Raw genomic sequence first — 23110 nt, 5'->3', positions numbered from 1 at the left:
ATAGTAAATAAGAACCCTCAATCTTGATGAAATAAAACACTATTAATGGGAAAATAGGAAGGCAAACAAAACGGACAACTCCCTAACCAAATCATTCAATTTTTAACGGTTGAGAAAGAAGGTCTAGTTGATGCGCTAAATAGTTATAAAATGCTTTTTCATCTTTAATTCCATCAGGTTCCTGCTCCCAAGCCGCTAAAATGTAATAAGAGATTTCCTTACCATTTTCTGGGTTTAAAACTACAACATGGCTGTTAGTATCTTCAGTGATGGTTTGGAGTTGTTTTGTTGGAAATATAACGGCAATCCCTAACATATCATCCGCTAAACTTTGCTGACCATAGCTTGCGATATAGCTAAATTTCTTGGTTTGATCAGAAACCTTTAAAGGAGCCTTATCACTTTTAATCAAGCCAGTACAAAAATTATTGATGCCATTGGAGGCTATGAGTTTTATCTTGCTCATTCGAGACCCGGCATCAATGCTTATCATCGATAAAAGATCGGTTTTCCCATTTTTAATGTCCCATCCATAATAATTGGTTTTGATGATGGATCTCAATGCTCCATTTTGAGCAATATCAACATATAGGCTATCTGTTACATCTACTCTTCTTGCTTTGCCATCTTCCCAAGTGGCTATGGAACCCAAACCCAAAGAGGGGCCTACTTTCAAAATGTCCATCCCCCAACCAGCAGGTTCATGGTAACTGTCAAATCCATCTTGTCCCACCCCTTGGAGCACCATTTCAGGAGTTTTTTTCCCAAATACATCAATGCCATTTCTCCAATCCAAATAAAATCTATAGCCCACTTTATCGGATTCCCAACCTGGACCTTCATAACGGATAAAGTAAGAATGATCTGTATGTTCCTGAGGCACTTTCAGTGCATTGACATTTTTAAATTCGCCTCCAATATATTTTCTGTCATGAAACTCCCCTCCTACTTTATGGGATAATTCTGCTTGGGTTCTTTTTTTTGTTATGAAGCTGGGTTCTCCTAGACTTTTGGTTTTGATGTATAATTCATAATCTTTTCCTGCCTTTACCTCAGGAATAAGACAAAGTAAAGACTCACTTATCCGATCTATTTCAGTTTGAATATTTTCTTCGCCCATTTGAACTCTTAAGTTTTCAAAATCAAGGTCATTGTTCTTTTCCTTGATTTTCAATAGGGGTATCTCTATAACGAAATCCTCTCTATCCACGGCATTGACTATTGTAAAGGATACTTCCTCTGTATTATTCTCCTTTGGGGTTTGACAGGAAGTGAAGTATAAAGTTAAAGCTATACAGGCTAATTTTATTAAAGAACGGCTGGCTTGCATAATTATTCAGTTAAATATTTTCAAACAATGGTTTTCCGTATTTAAAGTTTAAGTGTTATTGTACACAAAAGGTTAAGCGGCACAGGCTGAAAAACCAAATTTCACTTCTCATCCAAATAGCCCAGCTTAAATTCTGCGTTTGGTTGATGGGCATTCTTCATAATGCTATCTGCCTTGGCAATTACGTCTGGTTTTGAATCCGCCAAATTGGTAGTCTCCCCCTCATCATTGGATAAATCAAACAACTCTATGGATCTATTCCCTTTTCTAATATCTTTTCGAACTGCTTTCCAATTCCCCATTCTAACAGCTTGTTTTCCTGCTTCACCATGATATTCCCAATAAAGGTAGTCGTGCGTTTGTTGTTTGTCAAAATCCCCTAATAGAGCAGGATAAAATGAAACACCATCGCTTTTTGGAGGTTTTTTCGCACCTGCCACCTCACTTAGAGTGGGGTAAAAATCCCAAAAAGCAGATATATGGGCATTGGTACTACCTGCTTCAATGGTTCCTGGCCAACTCACAATCAAAGGAACCCTGATCCCGCCTTCATATAGATCTCTTTTTATACCTCTAAGTGGCCCATTACTATTAAAATAAGCTGGATCACCGCCTCCCTCTTGATGGGGACCATTATCTGAAGTAAAAATAACAATGGTATTTTCCACTAACCCTAACTTTCGGAGTTTTTCCATTATCTCTCCTAACTGCTTATCCAAAACGCTAACCATGGCTGCAAAGGCAACATGAGGCTGATCTTGGGAAGCCAAGCCTCCCTTCCTAAAAGCCGGACCTTCATCCACTCCATGAAAAGGTTTTCCAGGACTGATGGATGCTTTAAACTTATCCATTTCCTCTGTTGGAACTATTAATTCAGCATGAGGCAATGGACTGGAGACAAATAGAAAAAAAGGTTGGTCTTTATTAGAATCAATAAACTCCAATGCCTTTTCATGTAGTAAGTCAGGTGAATAGCTACCAAATCGTCCCTCGTCATTACCACTTAACAGCACTTTTTCATCATTATGCCATAAGTGATCGGGATAGTAATTATGGGCCAATGATTGACAAACATAGCCATAGAACTCGTCAAAACCTTGGTTGTTAGGAGTGCCCTCTGTACCGGGCCCGCCAAGACCCCATTTCCCAAAAGCACCGGTAAAATAACCTCTTGATTTCAAAACTTCTGGTAGTGTTTGAATCGAATCAGGCAGCGGAAACTGACCTTCCCGCTCTCTGAATCCGTATGGAGAGGGATCTAAACTTCTATTATCACGGATAGCGACATGACCAGTGTGTTGGCCTGTCATTAAGCTAGCTCTGGATGGCGAACAAACACTGGTACCAGCATAATGATTCGTAAACAACATGCCACTTTTTGCAAGGAGATCTATATGAGGCGTATTAAACTTTTTCTGTCCATAACAGCTTAGATCGCCATAGCCCAGGTCATCTGCCAAAACAAAAATAATATTGGGGAGCTTCCTCGATTCAATATTAGAATTTTGACTCTGGGAACATGAGGTACATACAAGTAAAATAAAAACGAGCAATCCTACACACTGTCGCAACATTGTACGGATATCTTGAATTGATCTGTTTATGCTAAAAAACATCCATAAAATTATATGATAAAATTCATTACACTGTCCTGCACTGTTAGGTCTAAGAAAAGAAAAAAAAAGCCTTCAGGTAGATCCCTGAAGGCTAAAAGTAAATGTTTAACCTTTACTAAAAAGAATAATTATTGGTGACCAGCCGAAACTGGTTCATGACTTTATAGGTGGCCCTGGTAAGGTCCAAATTGATACTTGGTGAGTTTACATCAAAAGTAGCGGAAGTATATCCTTGCCAAATTGTTTTGTTCTTTTTGTAATCTATTACATAAATGATCAACATACCGTCATTCTCATAATATTTGATATTGTCATAATCTTCCCCTTTCTCACGGTCTTCTGGATTATCAATATCATCCTCTTCACCTCTTTTGTCTTTTTCTTCTTCTTCTTTCAAAATTTCCAGACCACGGCTAGCCAACCAGTTATCAAACTCTGGCTGAACATAACCTCTGTACCTAATCTGGTTGACAAAGAGTTTGTAATAGATCAAAATATCAGGCTTATCAATCTGATGTCTAAAACCTTGGGAATTAAGTCTTGAAATAATGGTTTTGTCAATAATGGGAATATGTTTCACAGAATCCGTCCCTGTATCCTCCATAAAAGCAAAAGTCTTATATTTTTTAAAATTTCCTCGGTAGTCATAATCATATTCAGCGACAAAATCTTTGGAGGAAAAGCACGCCGTAGATAAGAACAGCGTCAACAAAATGCATAGGTGAGCTTTTTTCATTTCTTTTAAATTTAATTTGGATGATAAACCATGATAGAAGAAATACTATAGTTCGGGCTCAATTTATCGCTCGATCAAGAATGCTTTTTGTACAACCATTTATAAATTGGTTTTGTTTTGGCATTCAGTGATTTGATCTATTGAATATTAACGAATTAACTCCAATAATCAAAATATTTTAGGAGTGAATAAGTAACTGACAGATAAAAAAATTGTACACAGTTATTTAACTGTTCGCGAATAAGTTATTACAAAAATTAATGATTATTTAAACTGTCTGTTATACTTCTTCATCTGGTCTGAAACGCATGTATTCTGGATATGGAAATGCATGAATCAGCTCTCCCTGTTCAATGCGTTTCTGGATTTCTTTCCAATGATTTGGGTCAAAAAGCAATTCATGAAACTCCAAAAAGTGTGGTTTTACATCAACCCTTCCAATCATAAACCTTTTAAAATCTTCTGTAAACACATCATTCTTGGCAATGTCATACCAAGGTTCTGAAGCATAAATCTGAGCAAAAGTTACTGGTTTGGGCTTTTCCCTAAAGTTCATCCGAGTGAGGAACTCTATTTCATCATAATCATAAAAAATCACGCGTTTTTGCCTGGTGACACCAAAGTTCTTGGTCATCATATCTCCTGGAAAAATATTGGCTTTGGCCAATTGCAGAATAGCATTTCCATATTCCTCAACCGCTATTTTAGCATCCTCCAAACTGCATGTCTCCAAATACATATTCAATGGAGTAAGCCTTTTTTCTGTATAAAGGTGCTTAATGACCAAAACATCATCTTTGATTTCAACCAACGAGTTAACCGTATTTTTCAATTCCTTGATCAAATCTGGGTGAACCCTTTCAAGTGGTATTTGAAAATATTCAAACTCATGCGTATCTGCCATTCTCCCTACCCTGTCGTGAAGCGACACGAGCCTGTACTTTTCCTTAACTTCTTGCCTGGTCATGTTTTTGGGTGGGTCAAAGTTATCCTTGATCACTTTGAAAACCATATTATATGAAGGCAAAGTAAATACAGTCATGACCATTCCTTTAATACCAGGAGCTACCACAAACTGGTCATCACTGGTTTTGAGATGGTTGAGATAATCACGGTAAAATTCCGTCTTGCCATGTTTGTTAAAACCAATGGCATTGTACAATTCAAATACCTTTTTGTGGGTAATAACCGAATTCAAAAAAGCCACAATCTGCGACGGAATCTCTGTTTCAACCATAAAATATGATCTGGTATAACTAAAAATAGCACTCATTAAATTAGGGTCAAAAATCAAAGTGTCCACAAAAACACCCTGTGGACCATGCATAAATGGAATGATAAAAGGCATCCACTTTCCTCCCAAAAAGGTCCTTCCTATTAAGTATGCTGCCTTGTTTCGATAAAACACTTGTTTGAGAACTTGCGTAGTGGTATTTTCATCCACTTTGTATCTGGTAAGAATAACTTCCCGAATACTTCTTACCAAAAACTGGACATCTTTTTCTTTTTGATAATAAGGAGCTTGGAAATCAAAATCTTCTAAAATTTTCCTGATAATTTTTTGAACCCCCCAATGTGGTGGATAATTATAAAACAAAGGTTCCTGAGGATGAATTTCACATGAATCATAGCCTTCGATCACAAACATCAACTCTTCATCTATGGACAAATGGGCTACTGCTTTTCTAATGACAGAATTATAAAATGACTCAGCCAATTCTTTGTCAGTTCTTTGGTCTATTTCATTTGAAAAAGATTGCTTGACCTCCATCCAAAAAACCCTGTCATCTAAAAACTCTCCATATTTTTCCCTACAAGTATTAACTACCTCATTGACACAATCTTTATACAACCTTAATCGCTGTCTGTGATTCAACTGCACACCATCCCAATCTCTAGCTTTGAAGTATTCAGGAGCCCTTTTGGTATGTTTATGAAAAGCCGTAATATACTTTATGTAAGCTGCTATAATTTCAGAAACGACAACAGGTTTTACAGTTGAATTCATCGATTTTTATTAATAATGAGGAGAATGCATTTGGAAAATGAATATAACCAAAACCCAAAATAAGTTCCTCGGATTGCGTGCACAAATAATTTATAGATTATAAAAATCGGCTGCTGATTTTTTATTACTAACTAATAAGGAGAATCGAAGATACTAAAGTAAAAACTACTGAATTCCGCGATCTTTCAAAAAGGATACTTGGCAAATTTATGGTTCCATATTACTTGTTTTCATTTAATAAATTTCCCTTTCGCAATCGATTGTTTGGATATTAAGAATTATTTTTTACCTTTCCGTTAAGTTATTCAAATGCTTGAATAATTCAACAATAGGTTTAATAGGTTTGATAGTAAAAAAAGGTCTGTACGATGTGCGGACCTTTTTTTGATTTAACGACATCCAGTAAGTTCAAAATACCTTCTGGTGTTTTAAATTAATCTTATAGAAAGAACTCTCTCTCTCATTATTATGGTTCTTCAACTTTACATAATATTCACTTTTAAAGGTGCTTTGATCAAATAATAAATATCATGATTAAGCGGCCAAATACTCAGAATACCGTCATTGAATTTTACTATGAAAAATACAAAAAAAACAAAATCAATTTTTACACCACAAAAATCATTTTTATAGTATCAACTGCACTTTAATACCACCAGTCTCTTTAAAAATCACACACGAAATATCCATTGAAAACGAACCAGTCTCCTGTTAAATTATCTTAACCTTCAGAAAGCTGACCCAATAAATAAAATCTATCCCAAAACAAACATTAACAACAAAGCACAACTAACTGCAAATCAGCAATTAACAAAAATCACTTAACACAAAATTTTATTTTGTGTTTTCTAATACCCTAAAAACCACTAGGGTTTAAATAGTATTCAAACCGTTATTTTAGAGCTTTTTATTGATTTTTCTATAAGCAATAATTTTTTTGCTTCTTTTTTGCCAAATAAAATTTCGCAAATTCTTAGAGCAAAATATAATTCTGAATTAATGATAAATATTAAAATTATAAAGCTTTTTTAACATACATATAAACAAATTTAAAGTATTTATTTTATATTTGTGCCCATGCCCTAATTAGGTCTTTCGTTCTAGATGGGCTATCCACCTAAATCAAAACTTAAAACCGCATTTATGAAACTAGTTTTACAAACTTCAATAATAAGCCGTCGCTTATTATTGCTAGTGATGTTTCTAGCTACCTATTTGGCATTTAGCCAAGAAGGGTATGCACAACAATCAAACAACAGAATTCACATCACTGGTAGCATCACAAACCAATCAGGTGAGTCTCTTCCTGGAGCCACTGTTTTGGTTAAAGGGACATTAGTAGGAATATCTGCAGGCCCTGATGGAAACTTCACTATTGATGTACCTACCAAACCAAATCAACAACCTGTATTGGTTGTGTCATTTATTGGTTTTAAATCCAAAGAAATTACTCTAGGCAACCAAACAAAATTAAAAATTACGCTTGAGGAAGACATTAACACCTTGGATGACGTAACTGTTATTGCCTACGGTAAGAGAAGCAAAGAGGAGCTGATCAGTTCTGTGGCTTCCGTAAAAAGTGAAGATATCCAAGATATGCCTGCTGCTAACCTCGAAAACTTGCTTCAAGGGCAAATGGCCGGTGTAGCAGTGACCAACCAATCTGGCTCTCCAGGTGGAACGGGTACAATCATCAACATCCGTGGTCAAAACTCTCTAATGGTGGCTGGACCTGACGGTCAATTGATCAATGACGGTTCTCCGCTATATGTAGTTGATGGTATTCCCATCATTTCGGAAACCAATAGTAAGATGAGCACTAGTGGTTTAGCCGATATAGACCCTTCCACAATCGAGTCTGTAGAAGTGCTTAAAGATGCTTCTGCTGCGGCACTTTATGGATCTAGGGCCAATAACGGTGTGATTCTCATTACCACCAAACAAGGTAAAGAGGGTAAAGCGGAAATTTCCGCCAATGTATCAATGGGCTTCAGTATCTTGCCAAGAACCCCAGTTCAAACTATCGGAAAGGCTGAAAGAGATTTTGCTTTGCTGTTTGCAAAAAATGCTACTGCTGCCTATTATGACCCGGCTACCAGGGGGTATAGCTTGCCTACTTCTTATGAAGACTCTTGGGGAAAATACGGGACTTATGATTATTTCTGGGGAAATGGTCGGGTAAATGGACTTTACCAGCCAGCACTTCAGGACAGTTTAAACTCCTATTACAATAACAGCTCCAATTGGTGGGATTACTTCTTCCGAACAGGTAAAACGACCAATTCCAACGTTCAAATCAACGGAGGATCAGAGTTGATGAAATACAATCTTGCTTTGGGTCATTATGATGAGGAAGGCATCATGGTAGGAACTGCTTTTGAGCGTTACAATTTCTCAGCTAACCTTACTTTGACTCCTAGGAAGAACTTGACCATTACCTCTTTCAACTATTTCGCTTACACTAATAGAGGTAGAGGGTCAAACAGTAATAATGGTTCTGCCAATATGGTCGGCTCTCCAAAGGCATCATCTTCTCTACTTTCAGTGGATAATTCTATTGCCCGCGAACAAGCAGCCAAAATTGCTGACACCCAAGTCAAAAACAATACTTATCGATTGCGTTCTGGCTTGAAAGTAAACCTAAACATTGCAAAGGGACTTTCTTTTACCACTACCCCATCCGTGGATTTTTCATTGGGTAAAAGTAATATTTTCACCCCTTCCTACCTTGATGACAGATATGGGATGTCCCAAGCTATCAACCAAAACAATTCAAGCATTGTACTTAACTGGGAAAACCTGTTAAACTATTTCCTTACAGTTGATCAGGATCACGAGTTTGAATTTTTGGCTGGACAGGGCTTGACCAGAAGAATCAATGAAACAGCATTTGGTATGGGACGTGGAATGGCCAGTGATGACATCCATTATGTACCACTTCTTCCTGAAAACTCCATTGTCGTTGACCAAAATGGCAACCAAGTAGTAACAAGAAACTTCTCTTCTACTTTCAGTGAAACTTACTTGTTGAGTTATTTTGGCAGAATAGCCTACAACTATAAGAAGAAGTACCTAATCGAAGCTTCCATTAGAACAGACGGATCAAGTACCTTCGGTGAAGGCAAGCGTTGGGGAACCTTTCCTTCTGTAGCCACAGGTTGGAATTTTTCTGAGGAACCATTTATGGATGATGTGTGGTGGTTGAATCAAGGAAAATTACGTGGATCTTGGGGGATCACTGGACTACAGTTCCAAAACCCTTACTTGGCCCACGGTACTGTATCCGACATCAACTCTCCTTATTTTATGGGACAACCGGGACTTGCTCCTGATATGGTTTCTTATAACAATCTGGCTTGGGAACAAGCCACACAATATGACATTGGTTTGGACTTAGACTTCCTTGATTACAGACTACGTCTTGTTGCGGACTATTATTACAAATATAACGACGGCCAAATCTATGATGCTCCATTCCCAGGTAATGTTTATTACCTCTCTTCAACATGGAGAAACACCTTTTCTACTTCTAATCAGGGTATCGAGTTGGGAATTCAATATGATGTGATCAGAGATAGGGCATTCACATGGAATACAAAACTCAACATCGCCAAAAACACCAACAGGTTTGAGGAAAGCTATAATGGCAATGATGTAGATGATTTCATCTTAGGCCGTCCTATCATGGGCTTTAATGTCTATATCCAAGATGGATACATCAATTCTGTGGAAGATCTACCAGTTTATTTTGATTCAGATGGATCTATCCAAAATTTAGGTTCTCCAAGTAGCCTTTATCCTGCTCAGGTTGGGATGAAAAACATCCTTGACCTGAACTCTGATGGCAGGATCAATGACTTAGACAAGACTTATGTAGGTAGCCCTATTCCAAAAATGAGTGGCGGATGGACCAATGATTTCAAATACAAAAACTTCGGTTTGAACATGTTGTTCACCTATACTTTAGGTAGATCGATTATCAATGCCGTCCCTTATTCTGCATACTCCAACAGAAGAGACCCTGCTGCAACTGTATTATTACTGGATTATAGAGACGTTGAATTCTGGAACCAAGAAGCATTTGAAAATGCAGGCGAAAGCTATTCTCCATTCTTCCCGACTCCAAATCTTGGTTATGCACCTCAAGCTGATGTGATGGTCAATACCAACATTGAGCAAGTCAATTGGATTAGATTAAAGAAACTGAACTTGTCTTACACATTTGACGAAAAACTTGTAAAGAAACTAGGAATTACTTCAACGAGACTTTTCTTCACTGCTGAGAACTTGATGTTGATTACCAACTATTCAGGATTGGATCCAGAAGCTGTTCCTTATCCAGGCGTGGATCAACTTGATAATTATCCACTTCCAAGGGTATTCACTGCAGGTTGTACGCTAAAATTCTAAGCCAAATTCAACCAAGAAATAAATCTTAATGACAAGCCCGCATTTTGAAATTATAATCAAGAGAGGACTTGTTTTAAAATATTGAGAAAATGAACATAAAACGATACTTAATTCTATTGGTTTGCTTTACAGCATTAGCCAGCTCGTGCACTGACTTGTTGGATGTAAAACCTGAGGATCGTCAATCCATAACAAATGCCTTTGATGATGACAGTGAATTGATGGGTTTTCTGATCACCATTCAAGGTGAAATCCAGTATATGATACAAGATGACCCTCACGTACCTATGGGAGCTGGAGCAGACCGATGCGATAATGTGGCCTACAGCAATCTAAGAGGGCTCGTACCTGAAACGGTCAAAATATCGCTTTACTCAAGCTGGAAAGAATATTACGATGTCATCTACCTTTCTAACTTGATCTTGGAAAACATTGATCAAGCAGAAAGTAATATGACTGCTGACAGAATTGATTTTTACAAAGGTCAAGCTTATTTCACAAAAGGTTGGATGTACTTGGAGTTGGGAAGAATTTGGGGAAATGCCATCATCACCGAAGGTACCAATAATTTCGAAGCATATGGAAATAGTACCGATGAAGAGGTAATTGCAGAAGCTATCAAAAACTTACAAATGGCCTATGAATTATTAGATGAATATGGTACCATGAAAGATGCCAATGGCAACCTATTGACCTCTAAGCAATATGGAAGCAAAGGTGCTGCTGCCGGTCTTTTGGCCCATGCTTATGCTTGGCAGGGCAGCATGGCAGAGCTTTATAATTGGGAAAATGTATCTGCTCAGGAAGCATATAACAATTCCATTGAATGGAGTACCAAATTGATCTCCGGAGAAGCTTCTGCACCCTACGGATTGTCTTCAAACATCGAAGCAATGCTTAGCGAAAACATATCCAGCTGGGATCCTGCAACCAGACTGGCTGCTCAAGAAAGCATTCTTGAAGTTCAAAATTTTTACCAAACAGATAACTCTGGAGGTTACGCTGATCCTTTAGCGGAAAGATATACTACATGGCCAGTAGACCTTAATGCATCCACCTCTTATATCAATCAAAGTCAAGTGACTTTCAAATATAAATCTTCCACCATCCAAAACATGTATCCTGGAGAGGATGAAAGAAAAGGTGCCTATTTCTACAAAGTAGATTCCATGGCAACAAAAGGCTATGAATTTGCTTATCCCTATAAAATTAGAGAAGGCGTTTTTAGAGTGGTCAGCCAAGCTACTGGTAGGACGTTAATGACAGGCTTGAATTGCAATGAAATTTACATCCGGTTGGCAGGAATCTACCTTTTGAGAGCAGAGTGCTATGCCAAAATCGGTAATGCGGCTGCGGCCACTCAGGATTTGAATACCATTCGTGCCAGAGCAAAAGCAGATCTTTACCCTGCTCCTGAAGACACTGATTTGCAATATGCCATCTTTAGAGAAAGAGAGAAGGAACTGATGATGGAAAGAACAAGGTTCTACGATGTGGTTAGAAACAACTACTTCCGCACGGAACTTTCTGAGGCATTTGCCAACCTGACAAATCAGGACATACAAGATGGTGCACTTTACCTTAATATCGGTCAAGATGCATTTACGAACAATACTTTATTGAAACAAAACATCTACTGGAACAGGACTGAATAGGAACCTTTTCAAGAGATAAAAAATACTTTAAAATGAAAAAAATCACATCACTACTTTTGCTTACGGTTTCCCTGCTTTGGAGCTGTACTGAAAACAACCTGATTGATAGTGGAATTGCTGATGGTAATATTCCTGACAAAACCATATATGAATACCTGCAATCAGACAATTATAACTGGGCGCTTACAGTTGAGATGATCAATCATGCTGACCTGGTTCCATTGTTCAATGGTGAGGATGCTAACTATCCTGAGATCATGTTTATGGGACTTACCTCCCACTCTATCAGAAAGTGGCTTTATGAGCAAAACCTAACGGTTGTGGCTGAAGCTGACCCTGAAGTTTGCCGTGAAATCCTTTTGAGACATGTCTTTACTGACCTGTACATGAGAGATAATATTCCTGCAAGACAGGATGGTGGCGTACTGATCACCTCTGTAGGAGGTGCTGAAATCCGACTTTTTGCTGAGGAGGAATTAGACCCAACTTATGGTGTGGGACCTGTCTTAGTAAAGTTTAATTCTGCTGATGGTTTTACAGTAAGAGATGCTCAAGTAGCCTCCGCTGATATCCATCCTGCCAATGGTATCGTTCATGCGATGCATTATGATTATATCATTGACCGATTACAATAAACAACTTGGAAGCAAGTCAATTCAAAACTGATTATCAAATGAAAAAACTAATTATATATGCTTTAGTGGCCTTTTTCGGCTTCATGAACTCAGGATGCAGCGATAACCTGGTTGGCTATTTGGATACTGAAAATGCCGAATACCTTCCCAATACCATGACCATCAGAAAAGAATTGGATCCAATGGTTGACGCGATAAGAATTCAAAATCAAGCTCCATGGGTTAGCACTAAAATCAGTGGTGTCATAGGTACGAACCCTTTGGTATTCAGCATTGTGGATGTAAAATCCGATGATGTGGATGAAGCTGCTATAGAATATTTCTTTAATAATGTATACGTTCAAGGACTTGGAAGAATTTATTACCCTATCAATACGGATACAGAGCCAGGTTCTTACACCATCAGTCTTGGTGTGCAAAATTCAGGAGATTATTATCATGTAATTGAAGATGCGATGACCATCATCGTAGAATAAAAATCATACCCCTTATGAACATTAAGCAAAACTTACTGCTCACCCTTTCATTTGTTATCGCAGCTGCGACAACAGTAAATGCACAAGGAATCGAATTTAACAAAGGAACCTATACTGAAGCTTTGGCTGAGGCCAATGAAAGAGGTGTTCCCTTGTTTATAGATTTCTATGCAGATTGGTGTGGGCCTTGTAAAATGATGGACAAGCAAGTATTTGTTGATCAGGAATTAGGAACCTATTTCAATGAAAATTTCGTCTCTGTGAAACTTAACACAGAGCACGAGATCAATGAAGAGTTGGTCAAAGAACTTGATATTACCTCTATGCCTACATTGATGTTTGTTGATGGTGAAGGTGAAGTGATTTCAAGAATCAGTGGTTCCATGAACATCGAGGAAATGCTTAAGCTTGGAAAAACCGTAACAGGTGATCTAAAAAGCTTTGAAGAAATGTATACTGCCTATAAGAAGGATAAAAATAACTTCGAAGTAATGCAAGAACTACTTAAAGCTGCTCCTTCCTTTGTGTCTTTCCAAACAGGCATGGACAAGAAAAAATGGATCATCCGTATCGAAAATATCTTCGAAGAATATATTGAGAAAAAGATGGCCATGGGAGATGCTTTCATCAATGCTGATGATTACAGACTGGTGAACAGGTTTTATGAGCCAAAAGGAGAGCATGATGAGGTCATTGAGTTTATGGTAGCCAATATGGACAAATACATCGAAAACGTAGGCAATGCGCCTGCCTTCTATGTGATTCGTAACAATACTACTATGGCCCAAGACCTTGCTAAAAAGGGCGACAAGAAATACATGGAAATTCTGGAAAGAATCAAAGGTGATATGAAGCCAGCTTATGATATAGCAGAAGAAGGGCATAATATCAGTCAATATGAAATTGCAAAATTAGACTGTGATGCGCTATACGCGCTATATGAAGAAAAGGACGCCGATAAATACATTCAACTGAAAAATGAATATTTTGAAGCAGACGGTGACAAAGTAACTTCCCTTTCCAAAGCTTCAGCTGCCCAAGCCATGTATTATGCAATGGGAAATGATGTTTCTGAAAAGAACAATGCAGCGGCTAAAGAATGGATAATTGCCTCACTTGCTGGAGACAAGATCCCTTTGATGCAGCGAATCAACATTATCGCGCTTTTAGGAGACGTGAACAAACACATGGGACTTTTAAAGGAAGCTGAGCAAGCTTATAATCGAGCTTATGCAGAGACCCTTCAGATGGAAGAAAGCCGTTCACAAATGTACCTTCAGCTACAGCTGAAAAGAAAGATTGAAATGCTTAATCTAGAATAGCATTTACTGGAATAAATTATTGAAACAGGGAGAGAATGCCTCTTCCTGTTTATCTATTTGTTCATTATCCTAAATAAGCTTTCATACCCATGAAATGCTAAAAAACAAACAGTATGAAAACAACCGCATTTTACCTGAGCATACTTGGCTGCTTCTTGACCAATATCTTATTTGCCCAGGATGGTGAGCACATTGACGGACTTGTAAAAGGCCAATTAGACAATGGGCTGACCTATTATATTATGAAGTCCCACCTTCAAGATGATGAAGCCAGCTTTTATTTAGTCCAGAAAGCTGGTGCCATTTTGGAAGATGATGATCAAAACGGCTTGGCCCACTTCCTTGAGCACATGGCATTCAATGGGAGCAAACACTTTCCCAATGGTGTGGACAAATACCTCAAAAGCCAAGGGGTAAGAAAATACAATGCTTACACGGCCTATGATGAGACCGTTTATAATATTGACAATGTAGACACAGACAACCAAGCTTTGGTAGATACTTGTATTTACTTGCTAAGAGACTGGTGTGGCGATCTATTGTTGACCAAAGAAGAAATCGATAAGGAAAGAGGTGTAATCCAAGAAGAGTGGAGATCTAGACTCAATGTTGGAAAGAGACGTCAAGAAGTAGTAGCTCCTTACGTTTTTTACAATACCAAATATGCAGAGCGCGATGTAATCGGCGATATGGATATCATCAATAATTTCAAGCCTAAGACATTAAGGTCTTTTTACGATAAGTGGTACCGAGCTGACATGCAAGGGGTAATTATCGTAGGAGACATCGACGTGGAAGATATTGAGAAGAAGGTAAAGGCAGTCTTTGGTGACTTAGAAGTAAACCCAAATGCTCCTGCACTGCCAGAAAAAATCCACATGGTTGCTAATGAAGAGCCTTTTTATGTGGTCTTCAAAGACAAAGAAATCAACAGGAACACGATCAAGCTTTTTTCAAGGTTTGAGCAGTCTCAGTTTGATGACTATAATGAAGTAAGAAAAGAACAAAAGTTAATCGAATATTTCAGCGAGTTGGCCTATGACAGATTGGTAGAATTTGTCAATGCTGATCAGGAAAAATTCTTTACCGCAGACATGGGGACCACTAAATTACTAGGTGATTTCTATGCCCATTCCATTTCGGTCACCCCTTTCCCAGGAAAAGACAAAGAAGCCTTGGAGCAGGTATTGACCATTTTTGAGCAAATCAAAAGGTTTGGTTTTACCGAAGAAGAGGTCGAAAAGCAAAAAGAAAAGATGTTTGAAAAGCTGGAAGCTGCCAGTAGCAATACCGATAATTTCAGCAATTCCATTTATGTGAATAAATTCAAGGCCAACTTCTTCAATCAAGTGCCCATAAGTGATATTGAAGATGGTATTGACAACATCATGGAAGTTACCCTAGAAATAGAAGCGGAAGAAATTAATGAATGGGCAAAGAATATTGATTTCAGAAAGGACCTATTGATCGAAATCAATGCCAATGAGAAAGAGGAAAATATCCTTTCTGAAAATGAGGTGCTTGCTACCATGCAAAAAGTCGAAAATGCTGACCTTAACGAAAAGCAAGAAATCGAGCAAATTGACCAATTGGTTGACTTTGAATTAGCGGAAGGTTCTATTGACAAAATTGAAAAGCTAGAGCAATTTGATGCGGAAGCTTGGACACTTTCCAATGGCGTGAGGGTCATCTATAAATATTCAGAAGAAGGCAAAGGTGATTTTGATTTGTATTCCCAAAGCAATGGTGGTAAATCTGTACTGAAATCAAAGGAGATTCCTTCTGCAAATGCATTGATCAAAATGGCCACAAAATCAGGTCTCTATAAATACGATAGAAACACCATGATGGCCTACATTACAGATAAGAAGATCAGGATCAGTTTGACCTTTGATGAACTGACAGAAGGCTTAAAAGGTGGTGCCAATGAAGAAGACGCAGATGTATTATTCCAGTTTGTACATTTGTTCCTGACCCATCCTAGGTTTAATGAAGAGGATTTCAATGCCTACAAGCAAAAACTCCAATACAAGTTCAACCAGCAGTCCAATCCAATGGACGCGATCACTGAGGCCATTACTGAAGTGACGTCAAAGCCAAATGACAGGACCTGGAAATTAGGAGATGAATATTTTGAAGCCATGGATTTTGAAACCATGAAGGAAATTTTCACTAAGGCCTTTGGGGATGCAGGTGATTTCACTTATTATCTGGTTGGAGATTTGGACAAAGAAATGGCCAAAGGATTGGTCCAAAAGTACATCGCCACTCTTCCTTCTGACCCAAACAAGGAAGCTGATGAATTTAAAGAATATGACTTTTCTGTTCCTGACAAGGTGATCAAAAAGCAGTTTGAAGTAAAAATGCCTGAAAGCCGTGGAATTATTGATATCAGCTACTTGAACGACTTTGATCTATCAGAAAAAGAAACCGTTCAATTGAATACTTTGATCTACACCTTGAGAAATCGTTATTTCAAAACTGTTCGTGAGGAGTATGGCGGAACTTATGGAGTAAAAGTAAAACCTATCACCTCTTCATATCCTAAGAACAAGCAACAGGTATCCATCAATTTCCAGACAGATGCCGATAGAGTGGACGAATTGAAACCACTTATTTATCAAGAAATTGAAAATGTGAAGAAAGAAGGCATTTATTCATTTGAATTAAATGAAGCAGTTAATCTCATGAAAAGAGCTCAAGAGCAATCTCAAAAGCACAAAGGTGTTCCTTACTGGATGAACATTTTGATCAGCTACGAGCAACGTGGCCTGGATTTGACATCAACTGAGGAAATGGATAAAGCATTAAATGAAGTGACTGTTGAAGGCGTTCAGGAGTTTGCTAAAAAATTCTTTGATGCTGCAAAGCTTAGAGATATAGTGATCATACAAAGAGCTCCTCAAGTAGAAGAAGCTCATCACCATATGCAAGCGAGATGATTTTAATTTTGGTTTAGAAAAAAAGGATCCCAGGTTTTCTGGGATTTTTTTTGAATAAAGGTCCAAGTTGAATTATCTACCTGGACCTTTATAATTTTTATAACTATTTACTGTATAGCTTGAACACTTCAGAACCAGCACTCAAAAAAGCACCTGTTCCGTATACTTCAGTTTTATCAGGAAACGCTTTACCAGGAGCGGCACCAATAGGTTGGACATAGCCAAGCATTCCTTCCGGTGTAATGTGGCTGACCATGGCCATCCATCCTTTTCTCACCGCTGGTTCATATTTATCAGCTTCCAAAATCCCTTGGTTAATTCCCCAAGCCAAGCCATAAGTAAAGAAAGAAGAACCACTTGTTTCTGGTGTTGGATAAAATTCTTGCCCCAAAAGACTCATGGCCCAATGCCCTTCGGGAGTCTGTAATTCCAACAACCGCTTGGCCATCTTCTTATAAATCTTTAGAAAATATTTGTATTCTTTCGACTGCGGGTCCAGTTCATTCATGATATTGACCAAGCCAGCAAACACCCAACCATTGCCGCGCGCCCAAAAAATCTTGGTGCCATTATCCAGTTTCCCCATATAGCTTTGGTCTCTATAATATAAGTCCTCCTTTTCATCAAAAAGAAAATCAGTGGTGGCTTTAAACTCAGAAAGCATAAAGTCCAGGTATTTTTGCTCTCCGGTAATATTATACAATTTTGCCCAAACAGGTGGAGACATAAACAAGGCATCGCACCAGTTCCACCTGTCCTGATGATAAGGAGTTCTCCATTCTAAAGAACTGACAGCTGGGTGATAAAGTATAAAGTTAAATTGATCCTTGGTAGGTTTGAGCATGGATTCATCCTCATACTTTTTATAGAGATCTGCATAAAGCTGCCCCACCGTATGATCATCCGCATGATACTTTCTTCTGTGCAGTTTCCATTCAGCATCCTCACCGATTTTCTTCAACCATTCATAATAACTATCATCACCTGACATGGCTGCCCACTTGACCATTCCTACGTACAGGGCACCATTGGTCCAGTCCAATGGGTGATGGGCTTTCTCATAACCAGGTGACCCTCCATTGTAGAACTTAATTTGCCAGTCAGCGACCCGTTTCATCTCTTTCTTTACCACTGCGGGGTCAATGGTTTGGGAAAATGATTGAAGACAAGTAAACCCCAAAGCCACCGCTATCAAGGTGACTTTGAATCCTTTAAAAACGTTCATTCTAATTGAGTTTATCTTAAAATTTTAATTTTGCCAATTATACCATATATCACAATAAATTCCTTTTAAAACTCCATAAAAGGTATGATTTCTATTGATTTGACTAAGTCAGGTACTTTTTATAAAATCATAACATTATACTTTAAAACGATACATCTTTAGAAAGTAAAGTCACAGATAGCCATATTACATCCGAACTTTCATTAAATTGAATTTTGCAAAATCACTCTCATGAACGATAAATTACTTTCTTTAGCGCTTACCATTATTTTGGCCTTCTGCTTGGCTTGTAGTAAACCTGAAAATACTTCTACAGAACAATTTGACATTTTTATAAAAGGTGCACAAGTACTTGATGGAACAGGAGCACCGCCCTTCTATGCTAATATTTTGGTGAGGAATGGACTTATTCAAAAAATTGAACAGGATACAAGCAAAAAGTTTCAGGCTGATGAACTGATCAATGCAAAAGGAAAAATACTGACTCCGGGTTTCATAGACACCCATGCGCACGGCAGTCCAATAGAAACTCCTGACTTTAGAAATTTCCTAGCTATGGGAGTAACGACCATTTTCTTGGGACAAGATGGATCAAGCCCGAGTACCGCAGACATTTCCGAATGGATGGACAAGGTAGATGCGTCACAACTAGGCCCTAATATAGGCATGTTTGTCGGTCATGGGACATTGAGAATGCTCTCAGGGGTAAAGTATCAAACCACTCCGAAAGAGGATGATTTGGCTAAAATGGACAGCCTGCTTCAAATGGCAATGGATGCTGGTTGTTTTGGCTTAAGCACAGGGTTGGAATACAATCCTGGCTACCTTGCTGACAGTCTTGAACTGCTCCGTTTGGCAAAAATCGTCGGAGAAAGCGGCGGTATGATCATGAGCCATATGAGGAATGAAGATGATGATGCCATGGAAAGATCCATTGATGAATTGTTACTGCAAGGGAGTTATTGCCCTGTACACATTTCACATATCAAAGTCGTCTATGCAAAAGGAGAAGAACGCGCCAATGAAATTCTTGAAAAATTAGAAATCAGCAGAACTAAGGGAAAAACCATTACTGCCGACATCTACCCCTATGAGGCCAGTTATACCGGTATTTCGATCCTATTCCCTGATTGGGCCAAAGCACCAGCCAATTATGAAGAAGTGGTTAAAAATAGAAGAACGGAACTAGAAAACTATTTAAGGGACCGTGTCAACAAACGAAATGGTCCAGAGGCAACATTGATCGGGTCTGGACCATATAGCGGAAAGAACTTAGCAGAGATTGCAGTAATGCTCAAAAAGCCTTTTGAGAAGGTGCTCGTGGATGATATCGGCCCTTCTGGAACAAGCGCAGCGTACTTTGTTATGGATGAAACAGTGATGAAAACATTCTTAAAAGCACCATTGATCAATGTGTGCTCTGATGGAAGTCCCAACTCCAGCCATCCACGAGGATATGGAACTTTTGCTAAAATCATAGAAAATTATGTCATGAAAGACAGTTTATTATCATTGTCAGAAGCTATCCACAAAATGACAGGATTGCCGGCCAAAACCTTAGGAATTACTGATAGAGGCTTGATCAAAGAGGGCTATATGGCAGACCTTCTCGTCTTTCAGCCTAGTGAGGTAAAAGCAAAGGCCACTTATGAAAAAGCGGATCAGCTGGCTGAAGGTTTTGACCTTGTGATCGTCAATGGAGAAATAACAAAATCAGGAAATGAATTTTCAGAAGGTAATGGGCAAATCATAAAGAAAAAATGAAAACGCTGGCTTTTCTATTACCTACATGCTTATTGCTCTTTTCATGCCATTCGCCCAAAAATAGGCCATTAAACATTGCTACTGCTGCCAATATGCAATTTGCAATGAAAGCATTGATTGAGGACTTTTCCCTGCAAACTGGGATCGAATGTGAAATGGTTACCAGTTCTTCAGGAAAATTAACAGCTCAGATTAAAGAAGGCGCACCATACGATATTTTTGTGGCAGCCAATATGAAGTATCCCAAAGCTATTTTTGATGCTGGTTTAGCAGAAAGGCCACCTCAGGTCTATGCGCTGGGAAAGCTGGTTCTTTGGTCCATCAAGGAGAAAAACTATCTAGATCTAACCGACTACACCTGGTCCACTGTTTCTCACATTGCTGTCGCCAATCCCAAAACAGCTCCCTATGGAGAAGCCGCAATCCAAGCACTTAACCATTTGGGAGTATATGAGGACCTGGAAAACAAGTTGGTCTTTGGAGAGAGCATATCCCAGACCAACCAATTTATCCTTTCGGGAGCCGCAGAGCTTGGGTTTACGGCAATGTCAGTAGTGAAATCTCCTCCCATGAAAAGTAAAGGAACTTGGATCAAGGTTCCCGATAGTTTATATCAATCAATTGAACAGGGGGTCATCCTGATCAAACAGAAAGAAGGAAATAGTGAAAACGCCAGTAAGTTCTATGAGTTTCTATTTGAAAAAAAAGCTCACGAAATCTTAAAGGAGTATGGATATGAAATTCCTGCTTGATCTTTTTATATTTCATGTTCGAATATTAATTACTGAATTATTTCAAAACACTTAATTTCACATAAAAAAAGTGTAATCATTCTTATTTTATTGATGAACCAATTCGAAGGTAACATAGTCCAAATACATTCATGTGGCCAGCTTTCCATTGTGACTGTCGAATTACTTGATCGCAATAAGGTCCAATCCATAATCATTGACACCTCGGACACCGCTCCTTATTTAGTTCTTGATACCCCCGTTTTTGTTTTGTTTAAAGAAACCGAAGTAGCCATTTCTCCAGAAGAAAATCCAAAAATAAGCCTTCAAAATCGATTTCGAGGAAAAATTACAGCAATAGAAAAAGGAGAGCTATTGGTCAGGTTAAGTATCGAAACTGCAGCGGGTAATTTGGTGTCCATGATCAGTAAAACGGCACTGACAGACTTGGACCTATTCATAAACGACTGGGTAACCGCTTTGGTCAAACTCAATGAAATCACACTATCTCCAAAATGAACTGGATACCAATCATACTGACCCTGAAACTCTCATTGATTACAACCTTGATTTTATTTGTTCTGGCCTTACCTTTGGCCTATTGGCTGAGTGTAACCTCATCTAAAATCAAAGCGATTGTTGAAACTTTGGTAAGCATGCCTTTGGTGCTCCCTCCTACTGTTTTGGGTTTTTACCTGCTGTTGGCCTTTAGTCCACAAAATACATTTGGAGCATGGCTGGACCAGTGGTTGGGCTTAAAATTTGTATTTACTTTTCATGGTTTGGTATTGGCTTCTTGCCTTTATAGCCTGCCTTTTATGGTCCATCCACTCCAATCTGGACTGTCATCACTCCCGTCTTCCATTACAGAAGCTGCGATCATGCATGGAAAAAGCAAGTTCACCATACTCAGAAAAGTATTGTTGCCCAATATCAAACCTTCCGTTTTGACAGCTCTGGTATTGACTTTTGCTCACACCATGGGAGAGTTTGGCGTGGTATTGATGATAGGAGGCAATATTTCTGGCAAAACAAAAGTGGCCTCCATAGCTGTTTATGATGAAGTGGAAGCCTTGAATTATGGAATGGCCAATCAGTATTCACTCATTTTGATCGGACTTTCATTTTTAACCTTGCTAATGGTTTATTTATTCAATGGAGGTTTTTTTAAACAATATTTAAAATGATTGACCTAAGGTTAAGGAAAGTATTGGAATCCGACAATACCAAGATGGTGCTAGATCTGAACTTGCAGTTTAAAAAAGGGCAATTCATCACCCTTTATGGCGAATCTGGTTCTGGAAAAACCTCTACTTTGCGGCTTATCAGTGGACTGATGAAACCTGATAGTGGCCATTTGAGTATTGGACAACAATGCTGGTTTGATGAGGACAAAAAAATCAATTTAGCCCCTTCAAAACGTAAAATAGGTTTTGTATTTCAAGATTACGCCCTGTTCCCCAATATGACAGTCAAAGAAAACCTGTTCTTTGCCCTTTCTGATAAGACTGATCAGGGAACCATTGAAGAACTGGTCCAAATGATGGACTTGGGGGATCTACAAAACAGAAAGCCAGAGAGTTTATCCGGTGGTCAGAAACAAAGGGTCGCATTGGCAAGGGCTTTAGTAGGAAAACCAGAAATACTATTGTTGGATGAACCGCTCTCTGCCTTAGATTACAAAATGCGCTACAAACTGCAGAAATACATTCTAAAAATCCATCAAAGGTATAAATTGACCACCATCCTTGTCAGCCATGATATTGGTGAAATCATAAAACTCTCTGACCTGGTTTTTGAATTAGAAAATGGCAAGATTGCACGTCAGGGAAGCCCGGCAGAATTATTTGGTCTTGGCAGTACCAGTGCAAAATTCCAGTTTACGGGAGAAATTATTCAAATTGAAAGTGAGGATGTTTTGGTCATTGTAACGCTCTTGGTGGGCAATGATTTGGTCAAGGTAGTTTGTGATAAAGAAGAAGCCAAACAATTCTATCTTGGTGATAAAGTGTTAGTAGGTTCAAAAGCCTTCAACCCTATCATTAAGAAAATTTAAATTTTCTAGCATACTACCCATACTTATCATTCGGTTACACTTTTATCTTTGGGTGGTTTTTGAACCTTTACGATCTTTGCATGAATATTTCCCAAGATAACCAACCTCCTATTTTAACTCTTTACTCTTGAATGTTACTGATTACCTTTTTTGTACATAGATGTTTTTTTAAACTAATCTAGCAATAAGGCAACCTTAAACCAC

At 38.4% G+C, this 23110-nt stretch carries 16 protein-coding genes; 11 read left to right on the top strand and 5 right to left on the bottom strand.

Features of this window, described 5'->3' with window-relative positions; translation table 11 throughout:
• Window positions 1–91: 91 nt before the first annotated feature.
• From IFO69_RS09960 to aceK, 4 genes are all read right to left on the bottom strand, one after another.
• Window positions 92–1330, bottom strand: a complete 1239-nt coding sequence (locus tag IFO69_RS09960) for a DUF4861 domain-containing protein (protein WP_192009960.1) — start codon at window positions 1328–1330, stop codon at window positions 92–94.
• Window positions 1331–1431: 101 nt separating this feature from the next.
• A complete protein-coding gene (locus IFO69_RS09955) occupies window positions 1432–2904 on the bottom strand; it encodes an arylsulfatase (RefSeq protein WP_192009959.1) in 1473 nt (490 codons plus the stop codon).
• A gap of 157 nt (window positions 2905–3061) precedes the next feature.
• Window positions 3062–3682: a DUF4136 domain-containing protein gene (locus IFO69_RS09950; RefSeq protein ID WP_192009958.1), complete on the bottom strand. Its 621-nt coding sequence runs from the start codon at window positions 3680–3682 to the stop codon at window positions 3062–3064.
• A 280-nt stretch (window positions 3683–3962) separates the two neighbouring features.
• On the bottom strand, window positions 3963–5690 hold the full coding sequence (gene aceK, locus IFO69_RS09945) for a bifunctional isocitrate dehydrogenase kinase/phosphatase (protein ID WP_192009957.1): 1728 nt from the start codon (window positions 5688–5690) through the stop codon (window positions 3963–3965).
• 1143 nt (window positions 5691–6833) lie between these two features.
• Here aceK and IFO69_RS09940 point away from each other — a divergent pair.
• The 6 genes from IFO69_RS09940 (at window position 6834) to IFO69_RS09915 (ending at window position 17130) form a co-directional block, all read left to right on the top strand.
• Entirely contained in the window at window positions 6834–10100 is a 3267-nt protein-coding gene (locus tag IFO69_RS09940; protein WP_192009956.1) for a SusC/RagA family TonB-linked outer membrane protein, read from the top strand.
• A gap of 89 nt (window positions 10101–10189) precedes the next feature.
• Window positions 10190–11755: a RagB/SusD family nutrient uptake outer membrane protein gene (locus IFO69_RS09935; RefSeq protein ID WP_192009955.1), complete on the top strand. Its 1566-nt coding sequence runs from the start codon at window positions 10190–10192 to the stop codon at window positions 11753–11755.
• Between the two features lie 32 nt (window positions 11756–11787).
• Window positions 11788–12390 carry a fasciclin domain-containing protein gene (locus tag IFO69_RS09930; protein WP_192009954.1) on the top strand — a complete coding sequence of 201 codons (603 nt, stop codon included), beginning with the start codon at window positions 11788–11790 and terminating at the stop codon, window positions 12388–12390.
• Window positions 12391–12428: 38 nt separating this feature from the next.
• Complete coding sequence (locus IFO69_RS09925) at window positions 12429–12866, top strand: hypothetical protein (RefSeq protein ID WP_192009953.1); 438 nt, start codon at window positions 12429–12431, stop codon at window positions 12864–12866.
• 14 nt (window positions 12867–12880) lie between these two features.
• Window positions 12881–14188, top strand: coding sequence for a thioredoxin family protein (locus IFO69_RS09920; protein WP_192009952.1), 1308 nt, complete (start codon window positions 12881–12883; stop codon window positions 14186–14188).
• A 113-nt stretch (window positions 14189–14301) separates the two neighbouring features.
• Window positions 14302–17130 (top strand): M16 family metallopeptidase, encoded by a 2829-nt coding sequence (locus tag IFO69_RS09915; protein ID WP_192009951.1) that lies wholly within the window; start codon window positions 14302–14304, stop codon window positions 17128–17130.
• A gap of 103 nt (window positions 17131–17233) precedes the next feature.
• On the opposite strand, the gene IFO69_RS09910 is transcribed toward IFO69_RS09915, so the two are convergent.
• Entirely contained in the window at window positions 17234–18355 is a 1122-nt protein-coding gene (locus IFO69_RS09910; protein WP_192009950.1) for a glycoside hydrolase family 88/105 protein, read from the bottom strand.
• A gap of 231 nt (window positions 18356–18586) precedes the next feature.
• Here IFO69_RS09910 and IFO69_RS09905 point away from each other — a divergent pair, with 231 nt between their 5' ends.
• The 5 genes from IFO69_RS09905 to IFO69_RS09885 all read left to right on the top strand — a co-directional run bounded on the left by IFO69_RS09905 (window position 18587) and on the right by IFO69_RS09885 (window position 22906).
• Window positions 18587–20119 (top strand): N-acyl-D-amino-acid deacylase family protein, encoded by a 1533-nt coding sequence (locus tag IFO69_RS09905; protein WP_192009949.1) that lies wholly within the window; start codon window positions 18587–18589, stop codon window positions 20117–20119.
• Window positions 20116–20871 (top strand): molybdate ABC transporter substrate-binding protein, encoded by a 756-nt coding sequence (gene modA / locus IFO69_RS09900; protein WP_192009948.1) that lies wholly within the window; start codon window positions 20116–20118, stop codon window positions 20869–20871. The genes IFO69_RS09905 and modA overlap by 4 nt, the downstream gene beginning before the upstream one ends.
• A gap of 93 nt (window positions 20872–20964) precedes the next feature.
• The gene (locus IFO69_RS09895; protein WP_192009947.1) at window positions 20965–21369 is read left to right on the top strand and encodes a TOBE domain-containing protein; all 405 of its coding nucleotides are present in this window, start codon (window positions 20965–20967) and stop codon (window positions 21367–21369) included.
• Window positions 21366–22037 carry a molybdate ABC transporter permease subunit gene (gene modB, locus IFO69_RS09890; RefSeq protein ID WP_192009946.1) on the top strand — a complete coding sequence of 224 codons (672 nt, stop codon included), beginning with the start codon at window positions 21366–21368 and terminating at the stop codon, window positions 22035–22037. Before IFO69_RS09895 ends, modB begins: the two co-directional genes overlap by 4 nt.
• Entirely contained in the window at window positions 22034–22906 is an 873-nt protein-coding gene (locus IFO69_RS09885) for an ABC transporter ATP-binding protein (protein ID WP_192009945.1), read from the top strand. The genes modB and IFO69_RS09885 overlap by 4 nt, the downstream gene beginning before the upstream one ends.
• The last annotated feature ends 204 nt before the right edge of the window (window positions 22907–23110 follow it).

Origin of the sequence: Echinicola arenosa (assembly GCF_014841125.1) — a bacterium.
GTDB lineage: Bacteria > Bacteroidota > Bacteroidia > Cytophagales > Cyclobacteriaceae > Echinicola > Echinicola arenosa.
Note: the sequence above shows the minus strand (reverse complement) of the source record. Positions and strands in the feature narration are given on the sequence as shown.